Source organism: Sphingopyxis sp. P8, from assembly GCF_020622175.1.
In the GTDB taxonomy this organism is placed as follows: Bacteria; Pseudomonadota; Alphaproteobacteria; order Sphingomonadales; family Sphingomonadaceae; genus Sphingopyxis; species Sphingopyxis jiangsuensis.
Map to the genome: position 1 here is coordinate 626,812 of NZ_JACNMK010000002.1, position 25,162 is coordinate 651,973.

The following is a 25,162-nucleotide window of genomic DNA, read 5'->3' on the forward strand; positions in this document are numbered from 1 at the left end:
AGCGGCCTTTCGCCACCTATGCCGAAACCAACGCCGCCTTCGTCTCCCGCCGCGCGGGCTTCGGCCGCCGGAACCAGAAGGTCCACACCGCAAAGCTGCCGAGCAGGGTCAGCGCAATTCCCGACAGCGTCATCAGCAGACGATAGGCGAGCCCCCCGACCTTGCCCGCGTGGAGCGGATAGGCCTTGTTGAACGCCTGTGCGGCGGACGGCATGGCGAGCGCGTCGCGCGCGCCCAGCAGTTCGCCGGTCGCCGCGTCGAACCACAGGGTCGTGCGTCCGTTGGGGAGCCATTCGGCGGGCTGGCGCATGCGCAGGCTGATCGGATCGCCGGCCCCGCGCGGCAGGCTGAGGATACGGAATTCGGCGTCGGGAAAGCGGCGGCGCGCCTCGGCGAGCATCGCGGCATAATCGGGTTTTGCCGCGAGCGGACCGCTGTCATAGTCGGGCGTTGCCATTGCGTCGGCCGCTTCGCTCGTCGAGCCGAAAGGCGCGACGACCGCCATTGCGAAGGGACGAAAGATCATCATCGTGCCGGTGACGACCGACAGCAAAAGCAGCGGCGCGGCGACGATGCCGAGATCGCGATGGTGCATCAGGATCGCCGGGCGGCTCATCCGCTTGGGCCAGAACCGGAATTGAAAGGTCTTCCGCGTCCGCCACCACAGGATGACGCCGCTGATGACGAAGAACAGCCCCGCGATCCCTGCGATGCCGATCACCCATTCGCCGCTGTCGCCCGCGAACAAATGGTGGTGGAAATCGAACAGCCAGAGTTCGGGCCGCTCCCACTGACTCGCCCAGCGCGCGACCACATGGCCCGACTGGTCAGCATAGAGTCCGGCGCCTTCGCCGAAACGCGCCTGGTGCAGCCCGAAGCTTTCGCGCGCAAAGATAATGCCCTGCGGCGCCTCGGGCAGCGCCATGATCGCCTCGGTCGCGCGCGTTACGCTGTCGAGGTCGGTGCGCTGTGCGTCGGCTGCGCGCGGCAGGCCGATCCATGCGTCCTTGTGAAGCAGGATCGTCCCGGTCAGCCCGAGCAACGCGAGCAGGAGGCCGATAACCCCCCCCGCCCAGCGGTGCAGCGTGTCGAGCAGCTTCATCATTTAAAAGCGGTAATCCCAGCCGAGCGTAAAGGTCCGGCCGCGTCCGGCGAAGTTGAAGAAATTGTCGGTCGGGCGCTGGGTATCGCTCGCGTAGCTGATATATTGTTTGTCGAAGAGGTTCTGCACCGCGAGGCTGAGCCCCCCGATCGCGGTCTGGTAGCGGACAAACGCATCGGTGAGCGCGTAGCCCTCGAAATCGTTGCGCGTGTCGCGATTGGGTCCGTCGAAGGTGCGCGCGAGGTAGAATTGCGTCTGCACGCGCGCCGAAAACGGACCCTTGGCATAGCCAGCCGCAAGGTTGAGCCGGTCGGGCGAGATGTTCGCGCCGTCGAGGTCGGTGTCGACGACATTGTCGTCGTCGCTGTCGTAGCGGCCGACGATATGGGCGTAACCCGCCGAGAGCGTCAGCCCGTCGATCGGCGTCCTGACCGCGAGGTTGATTTCGAGCCCCTCGATTTCGACGCGCTCGCGTTCGACGGTGAAGATGCCGTCGGGCCCGGCCTGAAGCCGCTGGCCGTTCTTGCTCGACGACCAGAAATAGGCGGCGCTCGCGTCGAGCGGGCCGCGCTTGACCTCGAACCCGATTTCTCGGTTGTTCGAAACGATGGGGGCGATGTCGAGGAAGTCGTCGATATCGGTGCCGGGGGTGCTCACCGATCGCGTGATGCGCCCGACGTCGGGAACGGTATAGCCCTCGGCATAGCTGGCGTAGGCGCGGATGCCCGCGACCGGCTCGACGATCACGCCGCCGTTGAGCAGCACATCGTCGAAGGTCGGTCTGCCGCCCGAAACGAAGGTGCTGCCCGAGGAGGCGAGCGTCGTATAATCGTCGATGCTGATCTTCACATTTTCATAGCGCGCGCCGCCTGCCAGGCGGACGAGCCCGCCCGCCAGCTTGAGGTTCGCCTGACCAAAGGGCGCGAGGCTGCGGAAATCGGTCGGCGGCACCCAGCTGCGTCCCGTCGCGATCAGCCTTTGCTCGGTCGTGTCCCACAGTGCGTCGAAGCCCGCGATGAGGGTGAGTGCCTCGAACCCCGGCAGCGCGCGTTCATAGGACAGCTTGCCGCCATATTTGCGGCTGCGATTCTGCGACTGGTCGAACAGCGTTCCGACGGGCGCGATCGCCGCGTCCTGAAAGGTCGCAATCGGATTGGGCTCGCCGCCGAAGGTGTCGCGGCTGCGGTTCCAGAATATCTGGCTGACGAAATTGCCGCCGCCGAGGTCGCTGTCGGTGAGCGAGAGCGCGAGGCTTTCGGTGCGGTTGGTCGCAGGCACGCCCGGCGGGGTGCCGCGCTGCTGGCTCGTCGGCAGGCCGGTCGCGCGGTTGCCCGCGACGACCATATAATCGCCGTCGCCCTCGAGCTCGAAGCGGCTCGCGATCAGGTCGAGCCGCATCGTGTCGGTCACTTCATAACCGAAGCGGCCGAAGAGCGAGAGCGTCTGTGAATCCTGCGTCTCACCCTGCGTCAGGTTGATGCCGATCGGGCGTCCCTCGCCGTCGCGAAAAATGCCGCGCAGCTCATAGGCTGCGCCGACCGACGCGTCGAAGCGATCGGCCTTGTACTGAACGAGCCCCGCCGCCTTTCCGCCCATTCCGGCGTCGGAAAATTCATTGTCGGCGGTGCCCTGCAAGAGCACTCGGCCCGACACACCCTCTTGCACCGGCGCGCCGACGGTGACCTGATTGACGATGCCGCCGGTGCCGCCGATGCCCTGCAGCGCGTTCGAGCCATAGATGAGCTCGACGCGGTCGACAAAGAAGCCGTCGATGGTGAAGCCGTCGCGGCTGCCGTCGCGCAGCGGGGTCGATTGCGGGATGCCGTTGATCGCATAGAGCGGCGAGCGACCGCGCAGCGTCTCGCCCGCGCCCGACAGCTTCTGGCGGGTGGGAGAGAAGCTGGGGGTAAGCGTCGCGACCGCGTCGGTGACCGATCCGGAGATCGCAAGCTGTTCGTCGAGCGCTGCCTTGTCGATCAGGTCGACCGTCAGCGGCAGCGCATTGGCAGGCAAGATGGTCCGCGCGGCGGTGACGATAATCGCATTGCCGTGTTCGGCACCCCCGGCCGGGGCCTCTTCGGCGAAAGCGGGGGTGGCAAGCGCGCTTGTGGCGAGCATGGCGACGGCAATCTTGCGAATCATTCTCAACTCCTGTTTGCGGGCTCGCTAGTGAGAACCAATCGCAATTGCAAGCCGCGTTTGGAATCCCGCGCCTTTTTTGCGGGGCCCGTCGCCATGCGCGGCAAAGCGCGCTATCACGGTCGCCATGCGGGAGAAGGAACTGCGTTTCGCGCTGATTTGCTATGGGGGCATCAGCCTTGCCGTCTATATGCACGGCATTACCAAGGAGGTGTGGCGGCTCGCCGCGGCGTCGCGCGCCTTTCACGAGGGTGCGGTTCCCGATGGTTCGGGCGCCGCCTATCACGCGCTTCTCGCCGCGATCGACGCCAAGGCCGGGGTGCGCCTGCGCGTCTTTGCCGACATTATTGCGGGTGCGAGCGCCGGGGGTATCAACGGCATCTTCCTCGCGCGCGCGCTGGCGACCGGCCAGTCGCTCGATCCGCTCACCGACCTGTGGCTCGACGCCGCCGATGTCGACAGCCTGCTCGATCCCGATGCGCGTCCGCTATCCGCTGCGACCAAATTCTGGGCGGTGCCGATCGCAGGCTGGGCGATGAAGCGGCGCGGAAATGCCATCGACCGCACCGTCGGCGAAGGCGCACAGGACGAAGTGCGCGCAAAATTGTCGCGGTTCGTACGCGCGCGTTGGTTCGAGCCGCCGTTCGGCGGCGAAACATTTACCAACCTGCTGCTCGATGCATTCGAGGCGATGGATGCGGGACCAAGGGGGCCGCTCCTCGTCCCCGATGGTCAGCCGATCGACCTGTTCGTCTCGGTCACCGATTTCGCCGGCCATGCGATGCCGCTGTCGCTCAATAGCCCGCCGCGCGTGACCGAGCAGGAGCACCGGCTCGTCATGCACTTCCGTCACGACGGCCGCGGCGGCAGACGCATCGACGATGTGCCGGGGCTGACCGCGGCGGCGCGCGCGACCGCGAGCTTTCCTGGCGCCTTTCCGCCCTTTACCTTGCGCGAAATCGACCATGTGCTCGAACGGCGCAACCTGGCGTGGCCTGCGCGCGCCGGTTTCATCCGCGCGCAGCTTCCCAAGGGTGGCGAGGCCGATCCCGCCGACCGCGTGCTCATCGACGGTTCGGTGCTCGCCAATGCGCCCTTCCGTCCCGCGATTGCCGCGCTCAAGCAGCGTCCGGCGCGGCGCGAGATCGACCGGCGCTTCGTCTATATCGATCCCAAACCCGATTTCCGCTCGATCAGTTTCGGCAAGCCCGGCGAGGTCAAGGAGGGCGCGTCGCCGCGACTTCCCGGCTTCCTGCCCACGATCCTCGGCGCCTTGTCCGAAATTCCGCGCGAGCAGCCGATTCGCGACAATGTCGAGGCGATCGAAGGCATGTCGCGCCGTATCCGCCGGATGCAGCGCGTCGTCGATGCGATGAAGGTTGAGGTCGAGGAGCAGGTCGCGGCATTGTTCGGCACGACCTTTTTTCTCGATACACCAACAACCGCGCGCCTCGCGCGCTGGCGCGCAAAGGCGCAGGAACAGGCCGCAGCCCGTGCGGGTTTCGCCTATGCGCCCTATGGTCATCTGAAATTGTCGGCGGTGGTCGAGGAGCTGGTACGCGTGACCGAGCGGCTCGCGCCTTCGGCGAACGAGATGCAGCGTGCGTCACGACGCGAGGCGCTGTGGACGGAGGTTCGCGCGCGCGGGCTCGACCGGATTTCTGGCAAGCGCGGTGCGGGCGCGAGCGGCGATGCGATCGACTTTTTCCGCACCCACGACCTCGGCTTTCGGGTGCGGCGGCTGCGTTTCCTGGCGCGCGAGCTCGACGGCGCGGTTGAGGCGACGCGCGACGCCCGCGATCCCGAGTGCGAGGCGATGCGCGAGGCGATTTTCACCGCGCTCGGCCTTTATCTCGAGCGTCAGGGCGACGACTGGCTCGAGGCGATCGAGCTTTCGGACGAGGCGCCCCCCGCCGAATGGATCGATGCGATTGCTGCGCGGCGCGACCTGCCGGGCGTCGATGGCGATGCCGACGCGCTGATCGCCGAGGGGCTCGCCGCGTTGCCGAAGGACGATCGGCGGACTTTGCTGCTCGCCTATCTCGGCTATCCCTTTTACGATATCGCGACGCTGCCGCTGCTCCAGGGCGAGGGGTTCGACGAGTTCGACCCGATCAAGATCGACCGCATCTCGCCCTCCGACGCGACCGCGATCCGCGGCGGCGGCGCGGCGGCGATGCTCAAGGGAATCGAGTTCAACAGCTTCGGCGCCTTTTTCAGCCGCGCCTATCGCGAGAATGACTATCTGTGGGGACGGCTTCACGGCGCCGACCGGCTGATCGACATCGTCGCGAGCAGCGTCACCGGCGATGGCGCGCTGGCCGACGACGCCCTGATGGCGATCAAGCGCCGCGCCTTTCACGCGATCCTCGACGAAGAAACGCCGCGGCTGCCCAGGGTGCAGGCGCTGATCGCGGAGCTGCGGCACGAGATCGACGCCGCAGGCTGAGGAGCGGTTCGGGCGCTAGCGGTGCTGGTCGATCAGGATCGGATTGCCGTCGGGATCGACCAGCGTGATGCTCGCAGGGCCGCTGCCGTCGGGATCGGCTTCCGATGTCAGCTCGACGCCCGCTGCCTTCAACTGCGCCTGTAGCGCGCGCACGTCGGTGAAGGGATCGATCTCCTGCGCATTCTCGTCCCAGCCGGGATTGAAGGTCAGGATATTCTTGTCGAACATCCCCTCGAACAGCCCGATGACCGTCGTCCCGTTTTTGAGGATCAGATAGCCATGCTCGGCGTTGCCGCCGAAATCGCGGAATCCCAGCTTTTCATAAAATGCGCGTGACACCGCCAGATCCTTGACCGTCAGGCTGACCGAAAACACTCCGAGTTGCATGCCGCCTCTCCCTTTTCCGCCGAACTCAATGGCTGTGGTCGCCGCCGCCGTGGCTGTGGGCGCCCATGACGTCCTTTGACCGGTCGGGCTTGTGGCCGCGCGGATGCCCTTTTTCGCTGTTGTAGATGGCTTCGACGAAGGCGTCGCCCATGATGAAACCGCCCTTGACCTCATATTTGGCGGCGGGCTTCATCGCCTTTACCTCGTCGAGCGACATGCCCCCGGCCTTCGCGCTCTCGACCGCGCCAACCACTTCGGCGAGCATCGCGCGATAGGCGGCGAGGTCGGCCTTGGTGGCGAGCGGGCCGTGGCCCGGAATGATCACGCTTTTCTCGTCGGCCTTCGCGAGCACCATGTCGGCGGCGGCGAGCACGCCATAGACCGATCCACCGCTGCCGAGGTCGATGTAAGGCAGCGTCACCTTGTGGAAAAAGGTGTCGCCCATGTGAAAGACATTGGCCGTTTCCCAATGGAGGATCGAATCGCCGTCGGTATGCGCGTGCGGCGCGTGCATGACGCGTACCGTGTCGCCGTTGAGGTGCAGCGTGATGCCGTCGTGATAGGTGAGCACCGGCAGTGCATCCTTCGGTGCCGGCGCGGCGCGGCCGCCGCGGTGAAGGCTGCCCTCGGCGAGCCGCTCGCGGACATGGTCGTGCGCCATGATCATCGCGCCCGCCTTGCCGAAATTTTCGTTCCCGCCGCTATGGTCGCCGTGCCAGTGCGTGTTGATCAGCCATTTGACCGGGGTCGCGCCGAGCGCGGCTACCGCGGCCTGGAGTTTTGGGGTCAGCGGCGCGAACTGGTCGTCGACAAGGACCGTGCCGTCGGCGCCGTGGCTCACCGCGATATTGCCGCCAGCGCCGAACAGCACCGCGATCGACGGTGAAACGGTTTCGGTGCGGATTTCGACCTTCGACAAATCCTGCTGCGCGAGCGCGGCGGGAGCGGCGAGGACCAGAGTCGAGGCGAAGATCACGGCGCGGAACATGACAGGGCCTTTCGTAAGCGGACGATGCGAAAGGCTAGCAGGGTGCGGAGGGAAAGAAAGGGGGAGGCGGAGGTTCGGCAAAACCCGCGCTCAATCGGTCAGATCGTCCCACATTTCCTTGATGCGCCCGAAAAAGCCCTGGCTCGCGGGGCATTCGTCGCCGGTTTCGGTCTCGCGGAAGGCCTCGAGCAGTTCCTTCTGCTTCGCCGACAGGCGCGTCGGCGTTTCGACGTCGACCTGGACGACGAGGTCGCCGTGGCCGCGGCCGTTGAGCACCGGCATGCCAGCGCCGCGCTGGCGGAGCTGCTTGCCCGACTGGATGCCTGCGGGAATGTTGATCTCGTGTCTCTGGCCGTCGAGGCCGGGGATGGTGATGCACCCGCCGAGCGCGGCGGTGGTAAAGCTGATCGGCGCGCGGGTGAACAGCGTCGTGCCCTCGCGCTCGAACAATTTGTGCCGCGCCATGTGGAGGAAGATATAGAGGTCGCCCGGCGCCGCGCCGCGCGCGCCGCTTTCGCCCTCGCCCGACAGGCGGATGCGCGTGCCCTCGTCGACACCCGGGGGGATGTCGACGGTCAGCGTCTTGCGCCGGTCGACGCGGCCTTCGCCAAGGCAGGTGCCGCAGGGGTCGGCGATAACCTCGCCAGCGCCCTGACACGTCGGGCAGACCCGCTCGACCATGAAAAAGCCCTGCTGCGCGCGGACCTTGCCATGACCGCCGCAGGTCGAGCAGCGATGCGTATGGGTGCCGGGCTTGGCACCCGATCCGTCGCAAGTGTCGCAGCGCGCCGCGACGTCGACCTGGATTTCGCGGCGGCAGCCGGTGAAGGCATCCTCGAGCCGGATTTCCATGTCGTAGCGCAGGTCGGCGCCGCGCGCGGGGCCGCGCTGTTGCCGTCCGCCGCCGAATGCCGACCCGAAGATCGATTCGAAAATGTCGCCAATGTCGCCGAAGTCGGCACCGCCCCCGTTCGCGCCGAAGCCGCCGTTCCGGAAAGCATCCTTGCCGAACCGGTCATAGGCGGCGCGCTTTTGCGGATCTTTCAGGCAGTCATAGGCTTCGCTGATCGCCTTGAACCGCGCCTCGCTGTCGCTGCACCCCGGATTGCGGTCGGGGTGATATTGCATCGCGAGCTTGCGATAGGCTGACTTCAGCGCCTTGTCGTCGGCGCTGCGGTCAACCTGCAGCAGTTCGTAATAATCGATGTCGAGCGACATGGTTTGCTTATGCCCCCAAGGGTGCAGCCCTTCGAGACGGCCCTTCGCTTTCGCTCAGTCCCTCCCCCGGACGAACGGATAACCACGCACCGTTCGCCCTTGGGAGCCCTTGAGCTTGTCGAAATGGCGTCTCGAAGGGCATGCCCTTCGCCTTACTTCTTGTCGTCTTCGACTTCCGAAAATTCGGCGTCGACGACGTCTTCGTCGGCCTTGCTTTCGGTCGCATCAGCGGCGGGCGACGCCGCGGCCTGCTGTTCCTTTTCATAGATCGCCTGGCCGAGCTTCATCGCGACCTGCGCCAGCGCCTGCGACTTTTCGGTCATCGCGGCGCTGTCGCCGCCTTCGACCGCGGTCTTGGCTTCGGCAACCGCCGCCTCGATTTCGGACTTCAGCGCCGCATCGATCTTGTCGCCATGCTCTTCGAGCTGGCGTTCGGTCGTGTGGATCAGGCTTTCGGCGTTGTTCTTCGCCTCGGCCGCCTCACGGCGCTTCTTGTCCTCTTCGGCGAACTGTTCGGCGTCCTTGACCATCTGGTCGATGTCGCTGTCCGACAGGCCGCCCGACGCCTGGATCTTGATCTGCTGTTCCTTGCCGGTGCCCTTGTCCTTGGCGTGGACCGACACGATGCCGTTGGCGTCGATGTCGAAGGTCACTTCGATCTGCGGAACGCCGCGCGGAGCGGGGGGGATGCCGACGAGGTCGAACTGGCCGAGCATCTTGTTGTCGGCGGCCATTTCGCGCTCGCCCTGGAACACGCGGATCGTCACCGCCGACTGATTGTCGTCGGCGGTCGAATAGACCTGCGACTTCTTGGTCGGGATGGTCGTGTTGCGGTCGATCATGCGCGTGAACACGCCGCCCAGCGTCTCGATGCCGAGCGACAGCGGGGTCACGTCGAGCAGCAGCACGTCCTTGACGTCGCCCTGCAGCACGCCCGCCTGGATCGCCGCACCGATCGCGACGACTTCGTCGGGATTCACGCCGGTGTGCGGCTCCTTGCCGAAGAAATCCTTCACGACTTCGCGCACGCGCGGCATGCGCGTCATGCCGCCGACCAGCACGACCTCGTCGATCTCGCTGGCGTTGACGCCCGCATCCTTGATCGCCTTCTTGCACGGTTCGAGCGTGCGCTTGACGAGTTCTTCGACCAGCTTTTCGAGGTCGGAGCGCGTGATCGTCTTCACAAGATGCTTCGGCCCGTTGGCGTCGGCGGTGATGAAGGGCAGGTTGACCTCGGTCGTCGCGGCCGACGACAGCTCGATCTTCGCCTTTTCGGCGGCTTCCTTGAGCCGCTGGAGCGCAAGCTTGTCACCGCGCAGGTCGATGCCTTCGTCCTTCTTGAAGGTGTCGGCGAGGAATTCGACGATCTTGCTGTCGAAATCTTCACCGCCGAGGAAGGTATCGCCGTTGGTCGACTTCACCTCGAACACGCCGTCGCCGACCTCGAGAATCGAAATGTCGAAGGTGCCGCCGCCAAGGTCATAGACGGCGATCGTCTTGTTCTCGCTCTTGTCGAGGCCATAGGCGAGCGCGGCCGCGGTCGGCTCGTTGATGATGCGCAGCACTTCGAGGCCGGCGATCTTGCCCGCGTCCTTGGTCGCCTGCCGCTGTGCGTCGTTGAAGTAAGCGGGGACGGTGATGACCGCCTGCTCGACCTTTTCGCCCAGATAGGCTTCGGCGGTTTCCTTCATCTTCTGAAGGATGAAGGCCGAGATCTGCGACGGCGAATAATCCTCGCCGCCCGCCTTGACCCATGCGTCGCCATTGCCGCCCTTGGCGATGGTATAGGGGACGAGCTCCATGTCCTTCTTGGTCATGGGATCGTCGAAGCGGCGGCCGATCAGGCGCTTCACCGCAAAAATCGTGTTCTCGGGGTTGGTCACCGCCTGGCGCTTCGCCGGCTGGCCGATCAACCGCTCGCCATCCTTGGCGAACGCGACGATCGAGGGCGTGGTGCGCGTGCCTTCGACGTTTTCGATAACCTTGGGCTTGCCGCCCTCCATGACCGCAACACAGCTGTTGGTGGTGCCGAGGTCGATCCCGATGACTTTGGCCATTGATATATCCGTCCTTGTTGCAACTTTGGCGCCCTGAACAGGCACGCCGTTTCATTGGTCCCTTGCGGGTTTCTGGGGGCGATATAGGTGCGCCGCTCCTTGGCACAAGGGCTTTAGGGGCTTATCTGGGAGGCGAAAATTTCGGCTTTTACGGAGTCCTCCCAAAATGAAACCTTTTGCCATCGCTGCATTTGCCCTCGCTGCGCTGTCGCTTTCCGCGTGCGGCGAGAAGCTGGGGGGCGAAAAGCCGCTCAACGTCGTCAGTGGCCATATCGTGATGGGGGCGACCCCCGACCGGCCGGCGGTCGGCTATTTCCGCGTCCAGGGCGGCCCGCGCGACGTCGAACTCGTCGCCGTGACCGCCGACCTCGCGCAGCGCGTCGAGATGCATGAAACGGTGCGCGAAAATGGCGTCACCGCGATGAAGCCGCTTTCCGGCGCGCCGGTCCCCGCAAAGGGCGAGCTGGTGTTCAAGCAGGGCGGCAAGCATCTGATGATCTGGAACATCAATCCCGCCGCGGTGCGCGCCGGCAAGCTGCCGATGGCGTTCGTGTTCACCAACAACAATAATGAACGCATCCTCTTCGACCTGCCGATCAAGGAGGCGCCGGGCGCCGAAGCGATGGATCATGGTTCGATGGATCATGGCAGCGGCGGCGCGCCGGGCGCGGAATCCGCTGCGAAATAAGCGCAGGTGCCACGCCACGCCCGTGCCCTGACCGACGGCGAGGTCAAACTGGCGCGCAGCGTCTTTGGCGATGCCATCGACTATCCGCGCGTCCGCGTGTGCCGCAGCAAATGGGCCTTCTTCCAGCCGCGCCGCGTCGTGATGGCGCCGATGGGCGCGCTGCACTTTCACCCGCACGGCGATTTATATTGCGATGATTTCGGCGCGGCGTCGCAATCGCTGAAGGGGCTGTTCATTCACGAGATGGTCCATGTGTGGCAGGCGCAGACGCGCGGGCGCTGGTATCTGGTGCTGATGCGCCATCCCTTCGCGCGCTATTCCTATACATTGAAGCCGGGGTGGAAACTCGAACGCTATGGCCTGGAACAGCAGGCGGAGATCGTGCGTCACTATTGGCTGTTGACGCAGGGCGTGCGCGTTGCCGGTGCGCCGGGGGCGGAGGCGTATCGCGCGGTGTTGCCCTTTGCCGAGCCGCGCTGACATCCAGGTTGCGCTGGCGAAATCGACTTGCCCCGCGCGGCGGCGCATGACACATGGTAAGCGGTTCAAAATGGGGGTGAAGTCATGAAATTGATGGGGATTGCGGCGCTGGCCGCGCTGACCGTTCCGGTGGCTGTTTCGGCGCAGGATCTGTCGCTTCCCGCCGATCCGGTGAAAGCGATCGAGGGCAAGTGGACCGGACCGTGGAACGAGTGGGAAATCAACGTCCGCAACGGCCGCGTCGAACTGACGAAGGGCGATCCGAAGACATATAGCTATCTTCCGGTCGGCACCGTGCTGGGCGTGCTCAACGGCAACGGCAAGGCGGACGGCCGCGCGTATCGTTTCAGCGGGTCGACGTGCCTCCACCACAGTCAGGGACGCGGGCCTTCGGCCTATGAAGTGATCCCGTGCGGCGATTATGGCGCGGTGCTCAGCGTTTTCGCCAACTCTTATGAACTGCGCGTGTCGGGCCTGTCTTTTCGCCGGCCGAAAAAATAAACGTGAATGAACGGGCGGGAAGGCGCCGAAGCGCCTCCCCGCTCAACTTCAGTGCTGCATGTCCTGATGCTCGCCGTGGTCCGGCGCGTCCTCGCCCTTCTTCCCGGCGCAGCAATCTTTCTTCATTTCCTTGCAGCAGCACGCCTTGGGCGCCTTGTCCTCAGCCGCGTGCGCGGCCGTCGGGGCGGCGAACAACATGGCGAAACCGAACATCAGATTTTTCATGTGCAACTCCATCGAACGCAAGGACGAAGACTCGACCCTGACCGAACGACAGTCTGTATGCGCGTCGTTCGGCAATGTCGCCGCTTCATCGTGGCGGCAAATTAGCCCGGCCGCGCGGAAATGAAAGCATCGCAGAGCCGCGATGAATCTGCGCTGGCCAAATGGCCTGCGTTCGTCCTATGTTCCGCGCATGGACCCGACCGCGCTGCTCATCGCTCTCTTCTCCCTTGTCCTTGGCGCCCTGATCGGCTGGCTCGTTGCGGGGCGGCAGGCGGGGGCGCTCAAGGCCGAGCGCGACGGATTTGCCGAGCGCTTCAAGGCGGCGGTGAGCGACCTTGCTGGCGAGGCCGAGGCGCGCAAGACGGCAGACCTGCAATTGTCGGCGCTGCTCGCCGAGCAAAAGGCGCGCGACGCGGCGCATGACGCGCAGATTGCGCAGCTCAAGGACGCGCAGGCGGCGCTCACCGCGCAGTTTCGCGAGGTCGGGCAGGCGATGCTCGACAAGGCGCAGCAGGATTTTCTCGCGCGCGCGACCGACCGCTTCAAGCAGAGCGAGGAAAGCGCGGGGCAGAATCTGAAGGCGCTGCTCCAGCCGGTGCACGAGCGGCTGCAGAAATATGAGGAAGCGGTCGGCAAGGTCGAGGCCGAACGGCGCGACGCCTTTGGCATGCTGCAGGGCCAGATCGCGGCGATGCGCGAAGGCACCGATCGCGTGTCGAGCGAGGCGGCGAAGCTCGTGAACGCGCTCCGCAACGCCCCCAAGGCGCGCGGGCGCTGGGGCGAGCAGCAGTTGCGCAATGTGCTCGAAAGCTGCGGGCTTGCCGAACATGCCGATTTCCAGACCGAGGTGAGCGTCGCCGATGGTGACGGCGGGCGGCTGCGTCCCGACGTGGTGGTCAAGGTTCCGGGCGGGCAGAGCCTCGTCATCGACGCCAAGGTCTCGCTCAACGCCTATCAGGACGCCTTTGGCGCCGTCGACGATGGCGAAAAGGCGACGCATCTCGCGGCACATGCCGCCGCAATGAAGGCGCATGTCAACGCGCTGGGGGCCAAGGCCTATTGGAACCAGTTCGCCGACACGCCCGACTATGTGGTGATGTTCGTCCCCGGCGAGCATTTCCTCGCCGCCGCGCTCGACCATGATCACGAGCTTTGGGACTATGCGTTCGAGCGCAAGGTGCTGCTCGCGACTCCGACCAACCTGATCGCGATAGCGCGAACGGTCGCGGCGGTGTGGCGGCAGGAAAAGCTTGCCGGACAGGCGCGCGAAATCGCGGCGCTGGGCAAGGAGCTTTACGCGCGGATGGCGACGATGGGCGGTCATATCGCGCGCGTCGGCAAGAATCTCGATCAGGCGACTGGGGCGTACAATGCCTTTGTCGGCAGCTTCGAAAGCCAGGTGCTGACGCAGGCGAAGCGGTTCGAGACGCTCGACGTCGAGACGGGGGGCAAGGAGATACCGGTTCTGCCTGTCGCCGAACAGTCGGCGCGACCGCTTGCGAAGCTTGCGGCCGCGCCGAGCGCGGTGAACGACGAGGGCGAATAGCCCGCGAGCGACGGCGACTGAAGGCCCCTTAAAGGCTCCTTGAATGCGGTAACAAGAAGTATCGCAGTTTTCTTTTCGTGGCCGCGGGGGGAGACTCAAATCGACCGTCTGAGCACCGCCGTCCGTCCGTCCGGGCCGGTCAGCACCAACGTCCCGTCCGACGGAAACTCGATTCGCACCGGCGCGCGCATCAGCGCGAAGAAGGCATTTTCCTGCTCCGTTCCCGCCCCGGGACACGCCATCTTGGTCGCCATCAGCGGCCCGGCGGTGAGCATCGCGCCCTCGCGCGACCAGCTTCCCGAAAAGCGGTTGCATCCGGCGCTGCCGCTGAGGCGGTCGGCCTCGAACGCCAGCGATGTCGGACGGTCGGCAGCGACCGCGACGCCATTGATCGAGACGAAGGTCCAGCTCGTCCCGGCGAGGTCGGTCGGCGCAAGGATCGCGCCGCCGCAGCCTTTCACCGTCTTGCCGTCGGCTATCACCATCACCGTGTCGGCATACAGGCGATCGCTCATCCCGTCGTTGCACTCGCCATGGGTGATATCGACCGTCAGCCGGTCGGTGACGTAGCGTCTGCCGTTGAAGCTCGGCCGTGCGCCAGGGTTGGCGGCAGTGATACGGGTCTCGCCATAATCGCCATGATAATCGAGCTGTGCGGGCGTGATTTCCAGCGTCCAGCCCGGTTCGGTGCCGAGCGCCATATAGGCGGCGGGTTCGGTCGCGGGGGGCTGCGGCGCCTCGACCGGCGCGCAGGCGGCGAGGGCGGGCAGGACGAACAGCGGCAGGATGCGTTTCATGTGCGGCATCTCCTTCCTTCGACAAGCTGAAAATACTTCAGCATGTCGACATAATCGAGCGCCGCCAGCGTTGCCAACCGAAAGTCGGAATGCGTGCCGGCGTGCCGGTCGGTCAGCGCCGCCGCTGGTTCAGCACCTCATAGGCCATCACCGCCGCCGCGACCGCCGCGTTGAGGCTGTCGGCCTTGCCCATCATCGGCATCTTGACGCGGACGTCGGCGGCGGCGGCATAGCTCTCGGGCATGCCCTGCGATTCATTGCCGATCAGGATGAAGGTCGGTGCTTCGTATCGCACCGCCTGATAATCCAACGTGTCGTCCGCCAGCCATGTCGCGACGAGTTGGCCGGGTCCGCTGCGCAGCCAGGGCAGGAAATCGTCCCAGCGCGCCTGCACGAGCGCCTGCGTGAAAATCGCGCCCATGCTCGCGCGCACCGCCTCGACGCCATAGGGATCGGTGCTCTCGTCGAGCAGGATCAGCCCGCCCGCACCGACCGCATCGCCGGTGCGCAGCATCGTGCCAAGGTTGCCCGGGTCGCGCAGCCGCTCGGCGACGAGCCAGATCGGCGCGGCATTGCGGTCGAGGTCGGCGAGCGTCGCCGACGGCTCGGCATAGATGCCGACGACCGTCTGCGGATTGTCCTTGCCCGACAGTTTCGACAGGATCGCGGGTGTCGTGTCGATCACCTCGCCCCCCGCCGCGAGCGTCGCGTCGATGAGCGCGCGCGCCAGCGGATGTGCCGCGCCTTCTTCGCCAAGAAACAGCCACGCCGGCAACACTCCTGCCTCGCGCGCCTCGGTCGCGATGCGCAGGCCCTCGGCGAGGAACAGGCCTTCGGCGCGGCGATGCCGTTTTTCGCGCAACAGCCGCATCCGCTTGACGAGCGGATTCGAAAGGCTTTCGATTCGGGACCGGCGACCGTGCGCCATCATCAATCCTCGCCGAAGCTGTCCTTGACCAGCCCGACCAGCTTGAGCAGCGCGGCGTCGGCGCCTTCGCCGCTGGTGTGGATCGTGATGCTGTCGCCCTTGGCCGCGCCGAGCATCATCAGCCCCATGATCGACGTGCCGTTGACGCGCGAGCCGTTGCGTTCGACCTCGACGCTCACGCCGTCGGGAAGGCGGCTGACAAAGGTAACGAATTTGGCGCTCGCGCGCGCGTGAAGCCCGCGCTGGTTGGTAATCTCGACCGTCTCGCTGGCGTCACTCACGGCCCCACCCCCAGCATTTCCGATGCGACCGAAATATATTTCTGCCCCGCCTCTTTCGCGGCGATCACGGCGGCGCGCAGCTCCATCGATTTGCGCGCGCTTTCCAGCCGGATCAGCATCGGCAGGTTGATGCCCGCGATAACCTCGGTGCGGCCGCTTTCGAGCAGGCTGATCGCCAGATTCGACGGCGTGCCGCCGAACAGGTCGGTCAGCATGATGACGCCGCGGCCTTCGTCGACCTTTAGAATCGCGTCGGCGATTTCCTGGCGGCGCATTTCCATATTGTCATTGGGGCCGATGCACACGGTCGCAATTGCGCGCTGCGGGCCGACGACGTGCTCCATCGCGGTCACCATTTCCTCGGCGAGCCGTCCATGGGTGACGAGGACCATTCCAAGCAGCGGTAAAGCTTTATCGGTGGGCATGAAGTCGGGGACCCTTATTCCTGTCGTCCGTTCGCCGCGCGCGACGTCGGCGGGGGGCTGCCCTCAAGCCCATCTTGCGGGCTGGAGTCAAGATTGCGGTGGGACACGGTGGGTGCATGACCTGCCGAACGCAGCGTTTTTGCGACCCGTTCGGCGACATGGACCGAACGGTGGCGGCCGCCGGTGCAGCCGAAGGCAATGGTCACATAGCTTTTCCCTTCAGCGCGATAGCGGGGCAGCAGCGCCAGGAGCAGCGCCTCGATCTGCCCGACCGTCGCCTCATAGGCGGGGTCGGCGGCGACATAGGCGGCGACGGCATCGTCGAGTCCGGTGCGGGGGCGCAGCGCCTTGTCCCAATGGGGATTGCGCAGATAGCGCATGTCGAACACCAGATCGGCGTTGCGCGGCAGGCCGCGAGCGAAGCCGAAGCTGAGGACCGTGAGCACCGGTGCGGTGTCGCCGCCTTCGGCGAAGCGTTGGCGCATTTCCTGTTGCAGGTCGTTGCTGCTGTAGTTGGTCGTGTCGATGACGTGCTCGGCCCAGCGGCGCAGAGGTTCCATCATCTCGCGCTCGCGCGCAATGCCGTCGGCGGCAGGCCGGTCTTCGGCGAGCGGATGGCGACGCCGCGTTTCGGAAAAACGCCGCTCGAGTTCGGTGCCCGCGCAATCGAGGAACAATGTCTGGATGTCGCGACCGCCCGCTTCGCGCAATTCCTTGATCCGGCGGACGAGCAGCGCCGGCTTGAAGCCGCGACTCCGGCTGTCGATGCCGACCGCGACCGGACGGCCCGCGTCGCCGGGCTTGACGGGGGCTCCGATCAGGGCGTCGAGCAGCGCCAGCGGGAGATTGTCGACGACCTCCCAGCCCAGATCCTCGAGCACGTTGAGCGCGGTCGACTTGCCCGCGCCCGACAGGCCCGTCACGAGCATCAACCGCTGTTCGGGGCGCGGGTTCATGCCGCGGGCGCCAGCCGTTCGAGTGCGAGCATGATCTTGATCGGCGCCGACGCCTCGAACGCCGACAGCAGGAGCGCGGGGAGCGGGTGCCCCGCGACCATCTCGACCTGGTTGACCGCGGGCATGCGATCATAGCGGTCGGTCAGCCGCACCGCGAGCGCGAGCGGCGCGGGCGCCGTCCACGGACGCTCGACGATGCCGATGCCGCGGACCTCGATCAGCCCCGCGAGCGTATCGGGCGGGCGGCACCACAGCCGGTCGCGTTCGAACCAGACATCGCAGCGGTCGTCGGCGACGAGCCGCGCGCCGCGGTCGATGAGCCGCAATGCTAGGTCGGACTTTCCCTGTCCGGCATTGCCCAGGATCAGCACGCCGCCATTGCCCGCCGCCACGCAGCTCGCATGGATGTTGACGATTTCGGGGCGGGTCCGGTTCGCGAACATCGACATGGCTTACCGGCGACGAAGCGGGGCCGCAAGGCGATAGGCGGTTTGCCGTCAGCCGGCGCGTTCGGTGCGGTCCGCCGACGGCAGCGTAACCAGCAGGCTCGCGCCGCGCTTGCCGTCGTCGCGGTCGCGTGCCGAGATCGTCCCGGCATGCCCCTCGACGATGGCGCGGGCGATGGCGAGGCCCAGCCCGCTGTGCTTGCCGAACGCTTCGTCGCGCGGGCGCTCGCTGTGAAAGCGGCGGAAAATCGCCTCGCGCTGTTCGGGCTCGATACCGGGGCCGTCGTCGTCGACGCGGACGTGAACCTCGTCGCCCAGCCGCGTCGCGGAAATGCATACCAGCCCGTCGGCGGGCGAAAAGCTGATCGCATTGTCGATGATATTGTCGATCGCCCGTTCCAACCGGTGCCCGTCGCCCATGACGATGGTCGTTCCCTTGCGCGGGCGGGCAAAGGCAAGGCGCGGCTGTGCGGCGTCGGGTTCGGCGCGCGCCGCCCGTCCGGCGAGCATCGATTCGATCATCAGCCCGACGTCGATCGGCTCGAACAAGGTGCGCGACAATTGCGCGTCGATGCGGCTCGCATCGCTGATGTCGCTGACCAGCCGGTCGAGCCGTCGCACGTCCTCGTCGGCGATGGCGAGGAGTTGCTGGCGTTGTTCGTCGGTCTGGACGCGCCCCAGTCCCTCGATCGCCGAGCGCACGGAGGCGATGGGGTTTTTGAGTTCGTGCGCGACATCGGCGGCGAAATGCTCGCCTGCGTCGATGCGTTCGCGCAGCGCTTGCGTCATGTCGGACAGCGCCCGCGCGAGCGTGCCGATCTCGTCGCGGCGGCTTGGCAGGCGCGGGACGACGACCTCGCGCGCGCGGCCCAGCCGCACGCGCACCGCGGCGCGCGCCAGCCGTCGCAGCGGGCGGACGATCGTCCGCGCGAGGAAAAGCGACAGCAGCACCGATGCGAGCACGACCATCAGCACGACGACTGCCAGCCGGAAGCGCTCGGCGCGAACGGTGCGCGTGATGTCGCGCGCGTTGAGCGTCATCAGCACGACCTGCGGCGTGTCGAGGTCGACGATCCGCGTTGCGCTGAGCAGCGGCGTCCGCTCGGGCGCGTAGCGGAAGCGGTTCGTCGCGAGGCCCGATTGCATCGTCTCCACGACCTCGGGCCATGCTGCGGCATTGTCCATGACCGGCTCTTCGAATTCGGGATAGGTCGGGGCCCCGACGATCCAGTCGATGCCGCGGTCCATCGCGCGCGCGGCATCGCGTTTCCATGGCTGAAGGTCGGGGTCGCGCAACGTATAGGTTGGCGGCGCGCTTTCGAAACTGTCCGCAATGCGGCGGCCGTCGGCTGCATAAAAGCGCAGCCGCGATTCGGTCGCGCGCGTGAATTCTTCGACAAGCGCCGAGCGCCGGTCGGGCCGCGCCGCCTCGAGCGCTTCGTCGAGCAGCGCGAGCTGCGCCTGCATCACATCGACGCGCATGTCGACGAGCCGCGTGCGATAGGTGTCGAGATAGAAAAAGCCCCCGCCGAGCAGGACGATGGCGAGGATGTTCACGGCAAGGATGCGCGTTGTGAGCGACCAGCGCGCCGACCAGACCAGCGGCGCTTCTTCCTGCTCGGCGACCGAGCCTTCGGGGCTCGCCGTATCAGCCATCGTCGGAGAAACGGTATCCGGCGCCGTAAAGCGTCGCGATTGCGTCGAAATCGGGGTCGACCTCGCGGAACTTGCGCCGCAGCCGCTTGATATGGCTGTCGATGGTCCGGTCGTCGATATAGACATCGTCCTGATAGGCCGCGTCCATCAACTGGTTGCGGCTTCGCACGATACCCGGGCGCGCCGCCAGCGTTTCGAGGATCAGAAATTCGGTGACGGTCAGCGTGACGTCCTTGCCGTCCCAACTGACCTTGTGCCGCGCCGGGTCCATTTGCAGGCGTCCGCGCGTGATCGGTTCGGCAACGGGCTCGTCATCGGCGTCGGCGATGCTCTTGTTAAGTTCGACGCGGCGCAGGATGGCGCGGATGCGCGCGATGACGAGTCGCTGCGAAAAGGGTTTGGCGATATAATCGTCGGCGCCCATCGCAAGGCCCAGCGCTTCGTCGATTTCGTCGTCCTTGCTGGTCAGGAAGATGACGGGCAGCTGGCTTTTCTCGCGCAAGCGGCGGAGCAGTTCGAGCCCGTCCATGCGCGGCATCTTGATGTCGAAGACGGCAAGGTCGGGCGGGTTGTCGATCAGCGGCCTCAATGCCGCCTCGCCGTCCGAATAGAGCCGCGTGACGAAGCCTTCGGCCTGTAGCGCGATCGAAAGCGAATGGAGGATATTGCGGTCGTCGTCGACCAGCGCGATGGTTGCCGTCATGTTCTTTCCATAGGGCGGACCCGTTCGCCGATTAGCCGATTAGCTGCACAGCGACAACCGGATCGCACGGCTACCGCTTCCCTTTGGTACAGGTCGCGACGGCGGGGCGTTAATCTTTTGACCTCTCCTGCCAACCTCGCTAACGCGACCTTGTTTTCGGAATCGGCGTCGACGTCGGCACCCATGCAAATGCGGGCCCTCCCTTTCGCTTGGCAGGCATTGCATAGGTATGCAACGGCGGACGCCATGGGAAAGGCGCAGAAAATGACTGAGTTGGTGATCGGCGGAGCGGTTGTCGCGGCAAAAGCGGACGTCGCCGAAAACTGGGACACGCCGCGGCTGGTCGAGGATGCGGTGCGTCATGGCGAGGGCGTGCTGGCCAAGGAAGGTCCGCTCGTCGTCGCGACCGGCAAGCACACAGGGCGCAGCGCCAAGGACAAGTTCATCGTCAAGGACGCCGAGACCGCCGACACCATCTGGTGGGGCAAGACCAATGTCGCGATGACTCCTGATCATTTTGCCGCGCTCAAGGCCGACTTCTTTGCCCATCTTGCCGCGCGCGACCGTCTTTATCGTCAGCAGCTGTTCGGCGGGTCGCAGCCCGAACATCGCGTCGCGGTGCAGGTGATCACCGAATTTGCGTGGCACAGCCAGTTCATCCGTACGCTGCTCTGCCGCCCGACTGCGGACGAACTCGCCGGGTTCGACGCCGAATATACGGTGATCGACCTGCCGAGCTTCCACGCCGACCCGGAAAAGCACGGGACGCGCAGCGAGACGGTGATCGCGGTCAATTTCGCCGAAAAGCTCGTGCTGATCGGCGGCACCGCCTATGCCGGCGAGATGAAGAAGTCGGTGTTCGGCATCCTCAACTATCTGCTTCCGGCAAAGGGCGTGATGCCGATGCACTGTTCGGCGAACATCGGCCCCGAAGGCGACACGGCGGTCTTCTTTGGCCTGTCAGGCACGGGAAAGACGACGCTGTCGGCCGACGCGTCGCGCACGCTGATCGGCGACGACGAGCATGGCTGGTCGGACACCGCGGTCTTCAATTTCGAGGGCGGTTGCTACGCCAAGATGATCCGCCTCTCGCCCGAAGCGGAGCCCGAAATTTACGCGACGACGAAGCGCTTCGGCACGGTGCTCGAAAATGTCGTGATCGATCCGGTGGCGCGCACGCTCGACTTCGACGACAACAGTCTCGCCGAGAACAGCCGCGGCTCCTATCCGCTCGATTTCATTCCGAACACGTCGGACCATAATATGGGGCCGGTGCCGCGCAACATCATCATGCTGACCGCCGATGCCTATGGCGTGCTGCCGCCGATTGCGAAGCTGACGCCCGACCAGGCGATGTACCACTTCCTTTCGGGCTATACGGCGCGCGTCGCGGGGACCGAGATCGGCGTGACCGAGCCCGAGGCGACCTTCTCGACCTGCTTCGGCGCGCCCTTCATGCCGCGCCACCCGTCGGTTTACGGCAATCTGCTGAAAGAGCGGATCGCGAAGGGCAATGTCCAGTGCTGGCTCGTCAACACCGGCTGGACCGGCGGCATGGCGACGATGGACGGCATCAAGCGCATGCCGATCAAGGCGACGCGCGCGCTGCTCAACGCCGCGCTCGACGGCAGCCTGAACGACGCCGAGTTCCGCAAGGACCCCAATTTCGGTTTCATGGTGCCCGTCGCCGTTCCCGGCGTCGACAGCGCCTTGCTCGACCCGCGCGAGGCCTGGGCCGACAAGGCGGCCTATGACCGCACCGCGCAAACGCTCGTCCAGCAATTCATCGACAATTTCGCGCAATTTGCGGATCAGGTCGATGAAGGCGTCCGCCAAGCGGCCCCGAAGGCGACCGTAGCAGCTTAATCCACCCGGACATCTTCCGGGTGGCCATTCACCCGGAAGGACCGGACAATGACGACCGAATATTCACCGCGCCTGTTCGAGCGCGATTCCGACATCCGCGCGCTGGGCGAGGGGCTTCTCGCCTGCGCGCTGCCGCGCGAAGCGTGGACGCACGAGGCGCATCTCGCCGCCAGCCTGTGGCTGCTGACCGAACGGCCCGACATCGACGTCGATGCCGAAATTGCCGGGCTGATCCGCCGCTTCAACGAAAGCGTCGGCGGCGTGAATAACGACCATGAAGGCTATCACGACAGCATCACCCGTGCCTATGTCGCCGGGGTGCGGCTGTTCGTCGCGCGCACGGAGGAAACGGAGTTGGCCGCGCGCGTCAACGCGCTGCTCCGCTCGGAGGTCGGGCGGCGCGACTGGCCGCTACGCTTCTACAGCCGCGAACTGCTCTTCTCGGTCGCGGCGCGGCGGGGCTTCGTCGAACCCGACCTCGCGCCCTTCCCCTAGGGTCAGGAGCGGCGCGCGCTACGCCTTCGCCGCCGCGACATAGGCGTCGACATTCTTTGCCAGCACGTCGAGCGGCACATTGCCGCCCTCGACCAGCACCATGTTGAAGTCGCGAAGGTCGTATTTCGGCCCCAGCGCCGCCTGTGCGAGCCCGCGCTGGCGGACAATCTCGCTGTGCCCGACCTTGTACCCGCACGCCTGCCCGGCCCAGCTGCAATAGCGGTCGACCTCGCTCGCGACCTCGAGCGGGTTCGACCCGTTCTCGCGCACGAAAAACTCGACGCCCTGTTCGCGCGTCCAGCGCTTGGCGTGGAGCCCGGTGTCGACGACGAGGCGGCACGCGCGGAAGGCAAGCGACTGGAGATAGCCGAGCCGCCCGACCTCGAAATCGTCATAGAGGCCCAACTCGTCGGCAAGCTGTTCGGCATAGAGCGCCCAGCCTTCGCTATAGGCGTTGAACGCCAGCATCGTGCGGATCAGCGGCATCTGGTTAGAATATTCGCCCTGCCAGACATGGCCCGGAATTGCCTCGTGCATCGTCAGGTCGGGAAGCGAATATTTGCTGTGCAGGTCGGTGGTGCGCAGGTTGATCCAGAATTTGCCGGGGATCGTCCCGTCGATCGACCCCGCGCCGCCATAGGCCGAGGGTGCGCCGGGCTCCTCTTCGGGCGGCAGGCGCTTCACCTCGACATTGCCGCGCATCAGCGTACGGAAGGCGCGTGGCAGTTCGGCGCGGATCTTGCCGAGCCATGTCTGGATATAGGCCATGATCTCGGCGCGCCCCGCGTCATTGTCGGGAAATTTGAAACGTGGGTCCTTGGCGAGCGCGTTCATGCGGTCGCCGACCGACCCCTGCGTATAGCCGAGCTTCTTCAGGATCGGGTCCATCCGGCCGTGGAGCGCGGCGAGTTCGTCGCGGCCCATCTGGTGGATTTCGTCGGGGGTCATGCGCGTCGTCGTGCTCGCGCGCAGCGCCCAGGCGTAGAATTCGTCGCCGCCGGGGCGCGCCCACATGCCGGCGTCCATCGTCGCGCGCGGGCGCTGCGCCTTGAGTTCGGCAAGCTGCCGCTCGAGCGCGGGAACGACCGCGCCGCGCACGATCGCCTCGGCGCGCGGTCCCCAATTGCCCGCGATCCCCGCGGCGGCAGTCCGGCGCACGAGGCTATCGATCAGCCCGCCGCCTTCGCGCGCGCCAGCGAGCGTCGCCTCCATCTGCGTCACCGCCTTGTCGATCAGGAAGGCAGGCGCGATCAGCCCATAGGCTGCCGCCGATTTCAGCCGCTCGGTCTCGCCGTCGAGCATCGCGGGAAAGGCGTTGAGGCGCGATAGATAGGCTTCGGCGTCGGCCGATGTCTTGACCGGATGGTCGCTGTCGAGGAAGCGCGGGATGTCGAGATAGGCGCCGACATTCTGGATCACGACATAGGGGGTGTTGCGCCACCCCCCGACCGCAACGTCGCCATAGGGCTGCGCGAACCCGTCGAGCGCGACGTCATAGGCGCTTTCGACGACGGCAAGGCTGGTGCGCGTGCCGTGATCGAGTCCGGTGGTGTCGAAGGCGCGGATACGCGCGACGTCTGCCTTCAGCGTATCGGCAATCGCCTGTTGCCCTGCCGCCGAGCGGTCGCCGAGCTCGCCGCGCATCGCCGCGCGCGCCCCGGTGTCGATGCCAAGCCCGGTCGCGCCTTCGGGCGAATGGGCGAGCAGATTGTCACCGATCGAGGCGAGCAAGGTTTCTGCTGCGGGCTGTGCTCCCGTTGCCGGAACGGGTGCGGGCGCGGCAATGGCGGCGCCGCGCGAACATGCGGCGAGGGCGATGCCGGCTGCACCGGTTCCGAGTGCGCCGAGCGTCTGGCGACGGTTAAGGGAGAGAAAAATCTGATCGGGCACGTGCGGCATCCTCGCGACTGGTTTCGAACGAAACCTGTCTAGGGGGAGCGGCCGTGCGGTCAATGGGGCAGTGGCGTCCGTGGCGAAGCCACGGCGTCCACCCGCCCGGTTCGCGACATCGGCGTCACGCCGCCATCAGACGGAATTCCTCGCGAAAGTCGGCGTCCACATCGATGCGTCCGCGCATGGGGGTGACGGCATTGCTGCCGTCACCATCGCCCTCTTCGAACAGCGCGCAGGCGGCTTCGCCGCCGCGCGCAAGGCTGTAGCGCTGCGCGATCCGGCCGGTCGGCCTGAAGCCCAGCTTGCGCAGCACCGCGCCCGACGCCGGATTGTCGAGAAAATGGCCCGCGGTCAGCTTGGGCATGCCCATTGCGCGTGCGATGCGGACGAGCTGGCGCCCGGCCTCGGTCGCAAAGCCGAGCCCCCAATAGGGGCGCGCGATCCAATAGCCCATTTCGGGAGTGCCGTCGGGATCGGGCGAAATGCCGCACCCGCCGACGAGCCGCGGCGCGCCGACGGTGCGCGCGAAGATCAGGAAGCGCGGATGGACGGGGTCGAGCGGCTGGCCGAGAAAGGCCTGCGCTTCGGTCTCGCCATAGGGCCAGGGGGCGGTCGCGAGGTTGCGCACGACGGCTTCGTCGCCGATCGCGCGGGCGAGGGCGGGGGCATCCTCCACCCAGCCGGGCCGCAACAACAGTCTTTCGGTACGCGCAAACATTCTTTTCACTCCCAATCGGTGGTCGCATTGGCGCCAGATGGTGACGCTTTGACGACATTCGCATGCAGAGGGAGACTGGTTGCCCGATTTTCGCGTCCGTTTGCCAATCATGACGCCAAGCGCCCGATTTCGGACAAGAAAAAAGGGAGTCCGGGGTGACCCGTCTCCCTCTTTTCGAACCTTGTTTCCGCCGTGGCGGAAAGGACAGCTCCGGGTCA

The 25,162-nt window shown here is 66.0% G+C and carries 24 protein-coding genes; 7 read left to right on the plus strand and 17 right to left on the minus strand.

From position 1 onward, the window contains the following. Nucleotides 1-16: 16 nt before the first annotated feature. Nucleotides 17-1,102, minus strand: coding sequence for a PepSY-associated TM helix domain-containing protein (locus H7692_RS11480; RefSeq protein WP_222137348.1), 1,086 nt, complete (start codon nucleotides 1,100-1,102; stop codon nucleotides 17-19). Between the two features lie 3 nt (nucleotides 1,103-1,105). Further along, entirely contained in the window at nucleotides 1,106-3,244 is a 2,139-nt protein-coding gene (locus tag H7692_RS11485) for a TonB-dependent receptor (protein WP_227340201.1), read from the minus strand. 124 nt (nucleotides 3,245-3,368) lie between these two features. Here H7692_RS11485 and H7692_RS11490 point away from each other — a divergent pair, with 124 nt between their 5' ends. Continuing rightward, nucleotides 3,369-5,690, plus strand: a complete 2,322-nt coding sequence (locus tag H7692_RS11490; RefSeq protein WP_227340202.1) for a patatin-like protein — start codon at nucleotides 3,369-3,371, stop codon at nucleotides 5,688-5,690. Between the two features lie 15 nt (nucleotides 5,691-5,705). Here the strand turns inward: H7692_RS11490 and H7692_RS11495 are convergent, their stop codons facing one another. From H7692_RS11495 to dnaK, 4 genes are all read right to left on the minus strand, one after another. Next, nucleotides 5,706-6,077, minus strand: a complete 372-nt coding sequence (locus H7692_RS11495; RefSeq protein WP_201928158.1) for a VOC family protein — start codon at nucleotides 6,075-6,077, stop codon at nucleotides 5,706-5,708. A 25-nt stretch (nucleotides 6,078-6,102) separates the two neighbouring features. Further along, nucleotides 6,103-7,065: an MBL fold metallo-hydrolase gene (locus H7692_RS11500; protein ID WP_201928157.1), complete on the minus strand. Its 963-nt coding sequence runs from the start codon at nucleotides 7,063-7,065 to the stop codon at nucleotides 6,103-6,105. A 90-nt stretch (nucleotides 7,066-7,155) separates the two neighbouring features. Next, nucleotides 7,156-8,283: a molecular chaperone DnaJ gene (dnaJ, locus tag H7692_RS11505; RefSeq protein ID WP_201928156.1), complete on the minus strand. Its 1,128-nt coding sequence runs from the start codon at nucleotides 8,281-8,283 to the stop codon at nucleotides 7,156-7,158. A 152-nt stretch (nucleotides 8,284-8,435) separates the two neighbouring features. Beyond that, nucleotides 8,436-10,340: a molecular chaperone DnaK gene (gene dnaK, locus H7692_RS11510; RefSeq protein WP_201928155.1), complete on the minus strand. Its 1,905-nt coding sequence runs from the start codon at nucleotides 10,338-10,340 to the stop codon at nucleotides 8,436-8,438. A 166-nt stretch (nucleotides 10,341-10,506) separates the two neighbouring features. Here dnaK and H7692_RS11515 point away from each other — a divergent pair, with 166 nt between their 5' ends. The 3 genes from H7692_RS11515 (at nucleotide 10,507) to H7692_RS11525 (ending at nucleotide 12,009) form a co-directional block, all read left to right on the plus strand. Next, on the plus strand, nucleotides 10,507-11,028 hold the full coding sequence (locus tag H7692_RS11515) for a copper chaperone PCu(A)C (protein ID WP_201928154.1): 522 nt from the start codon (nucleotides 10,507-10,509) through the stop codon (nucleotides 11,026-11,028). Between the two features lie 6 nt (nucleotides 11,029-11,034). Further along, nucleotides 11,035-11,508 (plus strand): vgr related protein, encoded by a 474-nt coding sequence (locus tag H7692_RS11520; RefSeq protein ID WP_201928153.1) that lies wholly within the window; start codon nucleotides 11,035-11,037, stop codon nucleotides 11,506-11,508. A gap of 84 nt (nucleotides 11,509-11,592) precedes the next feature. Next, on the plus strand, nucleotides 11,593-12,009 hold the full coding sequence (locus H7692_RS11525) for a hypothetical protein (protein ID WP_201928152.1): 417 nt from the start codon (nucleotides 11,593-11,595) through the stop codon (nucleotides 12,007-12,009). 48 nt (nucleotides 12,010-12,057) lie between these two features. On the opposite strand, the gene H7692_RS11530 is transcribed toward H7692_RS11525, so the two are convergent. Continuing rightward, nucleotides 12,058-12,234 carry a hypothetical protein gene (locus tag H7692_RS11530; protein ID WP_201928151.1) on the minus strand — a complete coding sequence of 59 codons (177 nt, stop codon included), beginning with the start codon at nucleotides 12,232-12,234 and terminating at the stop codon, nucleotides 12,058-12,060. 190 nt (nucleotides 12,235-12,424) lie between these two features. On the opposite strand from H7692_RS11530, the gene H7692_RS11535 reads away from it, so the two are divergent. Further along, nucleotides 12,425-13,780 (plus strand): DNA recombination protein RmuC, encoded by a 1,356-nt coding sequence (locus H7692_RS11535; RefSeq protein WP_222136941.1) that lies wholly within the window; start codon nucleotides 12,425-12,427, stop codon nucleotides 13,778-13,780. 95 nt (nucleotides 13,781-13,875) lie between these two features. Here the strand turns inward: H7692_RS11535 and H7692_RS11540 are convergent, their stop codons facing one another. The 8 genes from H7692_RS11540 to H7692_RS11575 all read right to left on the minus strand — a co-directional run bounded on the left by H7692_RS11540 (nucleotide 13,876) and on the right by H7692_RS11575 (nucleotide 19,972). After that, entirely contained in the window at nucleotides 13,876-14,577 is a 702-nt protein-coding gene (locus H7692_RS11540; RefSeq protein ID WP_222136942.1) for an META domain-containing protein, read from the minus strand. A 112-nt stretch (nucleotides 14,578-14,689) separates the two neighbouring features. Next, nucleotides 14,690-15,505 carry a TrmH family RNA methyltransferase gene (locus tag H7692_RS11545; protein WP_227340203.1) on the minus strand — a complete coding sequence of 272 codons (816 nt, stop codon included), beginning with the start codon at nucleotides 15,503-15,505 and terminating at the stop codon, nucleotides 14,690-14,692. A gap of 2 nt (nucleotides 15,506-15,507) precedes the next feature. Further along, complete coding sequence (locus H7692_RS11550) at nucleotides 15,508-15,786, minus strand: HPr family phosphocarrier protein (RefSeq protein WP_201928147.1); 279 nt, start codon at nucleotides 15,784-15,786, stop codon at nucleotides 15,508-15,510. Beyond that, a complete protein-coding gene (locus tag H7692_RS11555) occupies nucleotides 15,783-16,187 on the minus strand; it encodes a PTS sugar transporter subunit IIA (protein WP_201928739.1) in 405 nt (134 codons plus the stop codon). Before H7692_RS11555 ends, H7692_RS11550 begins: the two co-directional genes overlap by 4 nt. A 38-nt stretch (nucleotides 16,188-16,225) precedes the next feature. Further along, nucleotides 16,226-17,167, minus strand: coding sequence for an RNase adapter RapZ (rapZ, locus tag H7692_RS11560; protein WP_222136944.1), 942 nt, complete (start codon nucleotides 17,165-17,167; stop codon nucleotides 16,226-16,228). Next, nucleotides 17,164-17,610, minus strand: a complete 447-nt coding sequence (locus H7692_RS11565; protein ID WP_201928145.1) for an HPr kinase/phosphorylase — start codon at nucleotides 17,608-17,610, stop codon at nucleotides 17,164-17,166. Before H7692_RS11565 ends, rapZ begins: the two co-directional genes overlap by 4 nt. Before the next feature lie 54 nt (nucleotides 17,611-17,664). Then, nucleotides 17,665-19,269: a sensor histidine kinase gene (locus H7692_RS11570; RefSeq protein ID WP_227340204.1), complete on the minus strand. Its 1,605-nt coding sequence runs from the start codon at nucleotides 19,267-19,269 to the stop codon at nucleotides 17,665-17,667. Next, nucleotides 19,262-19,972 (minus strand): response regulator transcription factor, encoded by a 711-nt coding sequence (locus tag H7692_RS11575; protein ID WP_201928143.1) that lies wholly within the window; start codon nucleotides 19,970-19,972, stop codon nucleotides 19,262-19,264. Before H7692_RS11575 ends, H7692_RS11570 begins: the two co-directional genes overlap by 8 nt. Before the next feature lie 264 nt (nucleotides 19,973-20,236). Here H7692_RS11575 and H7692_RS11580 point away from each other — a divergent pair, with 264 nt between their 5' ends. Beyond that, complete coding sequence (locus tag H7692_RS11580) at nucleotides 20,237-21,838, plus strand: phosphoenolpyruvate carboxykinase (RefSeq protein ID WP_222136947.1); 1,602 nt, start codon at nucleotides 20,237-20,239, stop codon at nucleotides 21,836-21,838. 48 nt (nucleotides 21,839-21,886) lie between these two features. Beyond that, nucleotides 21,887-22,333: a hypothetical protein gene (locus H7692_RS11585; RefSeq protein ID WP_222136948.1), complete on the plus strand. Its 447-nt coding sequence runs from the start codon at nucleotides 21,887-21,889 to the stop codon at nucleotides 22,331-22,333. 18 nt (nucleotides 22,334-22,351) lie between these two features. Here the strand turns inward: H7692_RS11585 and H7692_RS11590 are convergent, their stop codons facing one another. Both H7692_RS11590 and H7692_RS11595 read right to left on the minus strand, forming a co-directional pair. After that, nucleotides 22,352-24,223: a DUF885 domain-containing protein gene (locus H7692_RS11590; protein ID WP_227340205.1), complete on the minus strand. Its 1,872-nt coding sequence runs from the start codon at nucleotides 24,221-24,223 to the stop codon at nucleotides 22,352-22,354. 124 nt (nucleotides 24,224-24,347) lie between these two features. Continuing rightward, a complete protein-coding gene (locus H7692_RS11595) occupies nucleotides 24,348-24,944 on the minus strand; it encodes a GNAT family N-acetyltransferase (protein ID WP_201928139.1) in 597 nt (198 codons plus the stop codon). Between the last annotated feature and the right edge of the window lie 218 nt (nucleotides 24,945-25,162).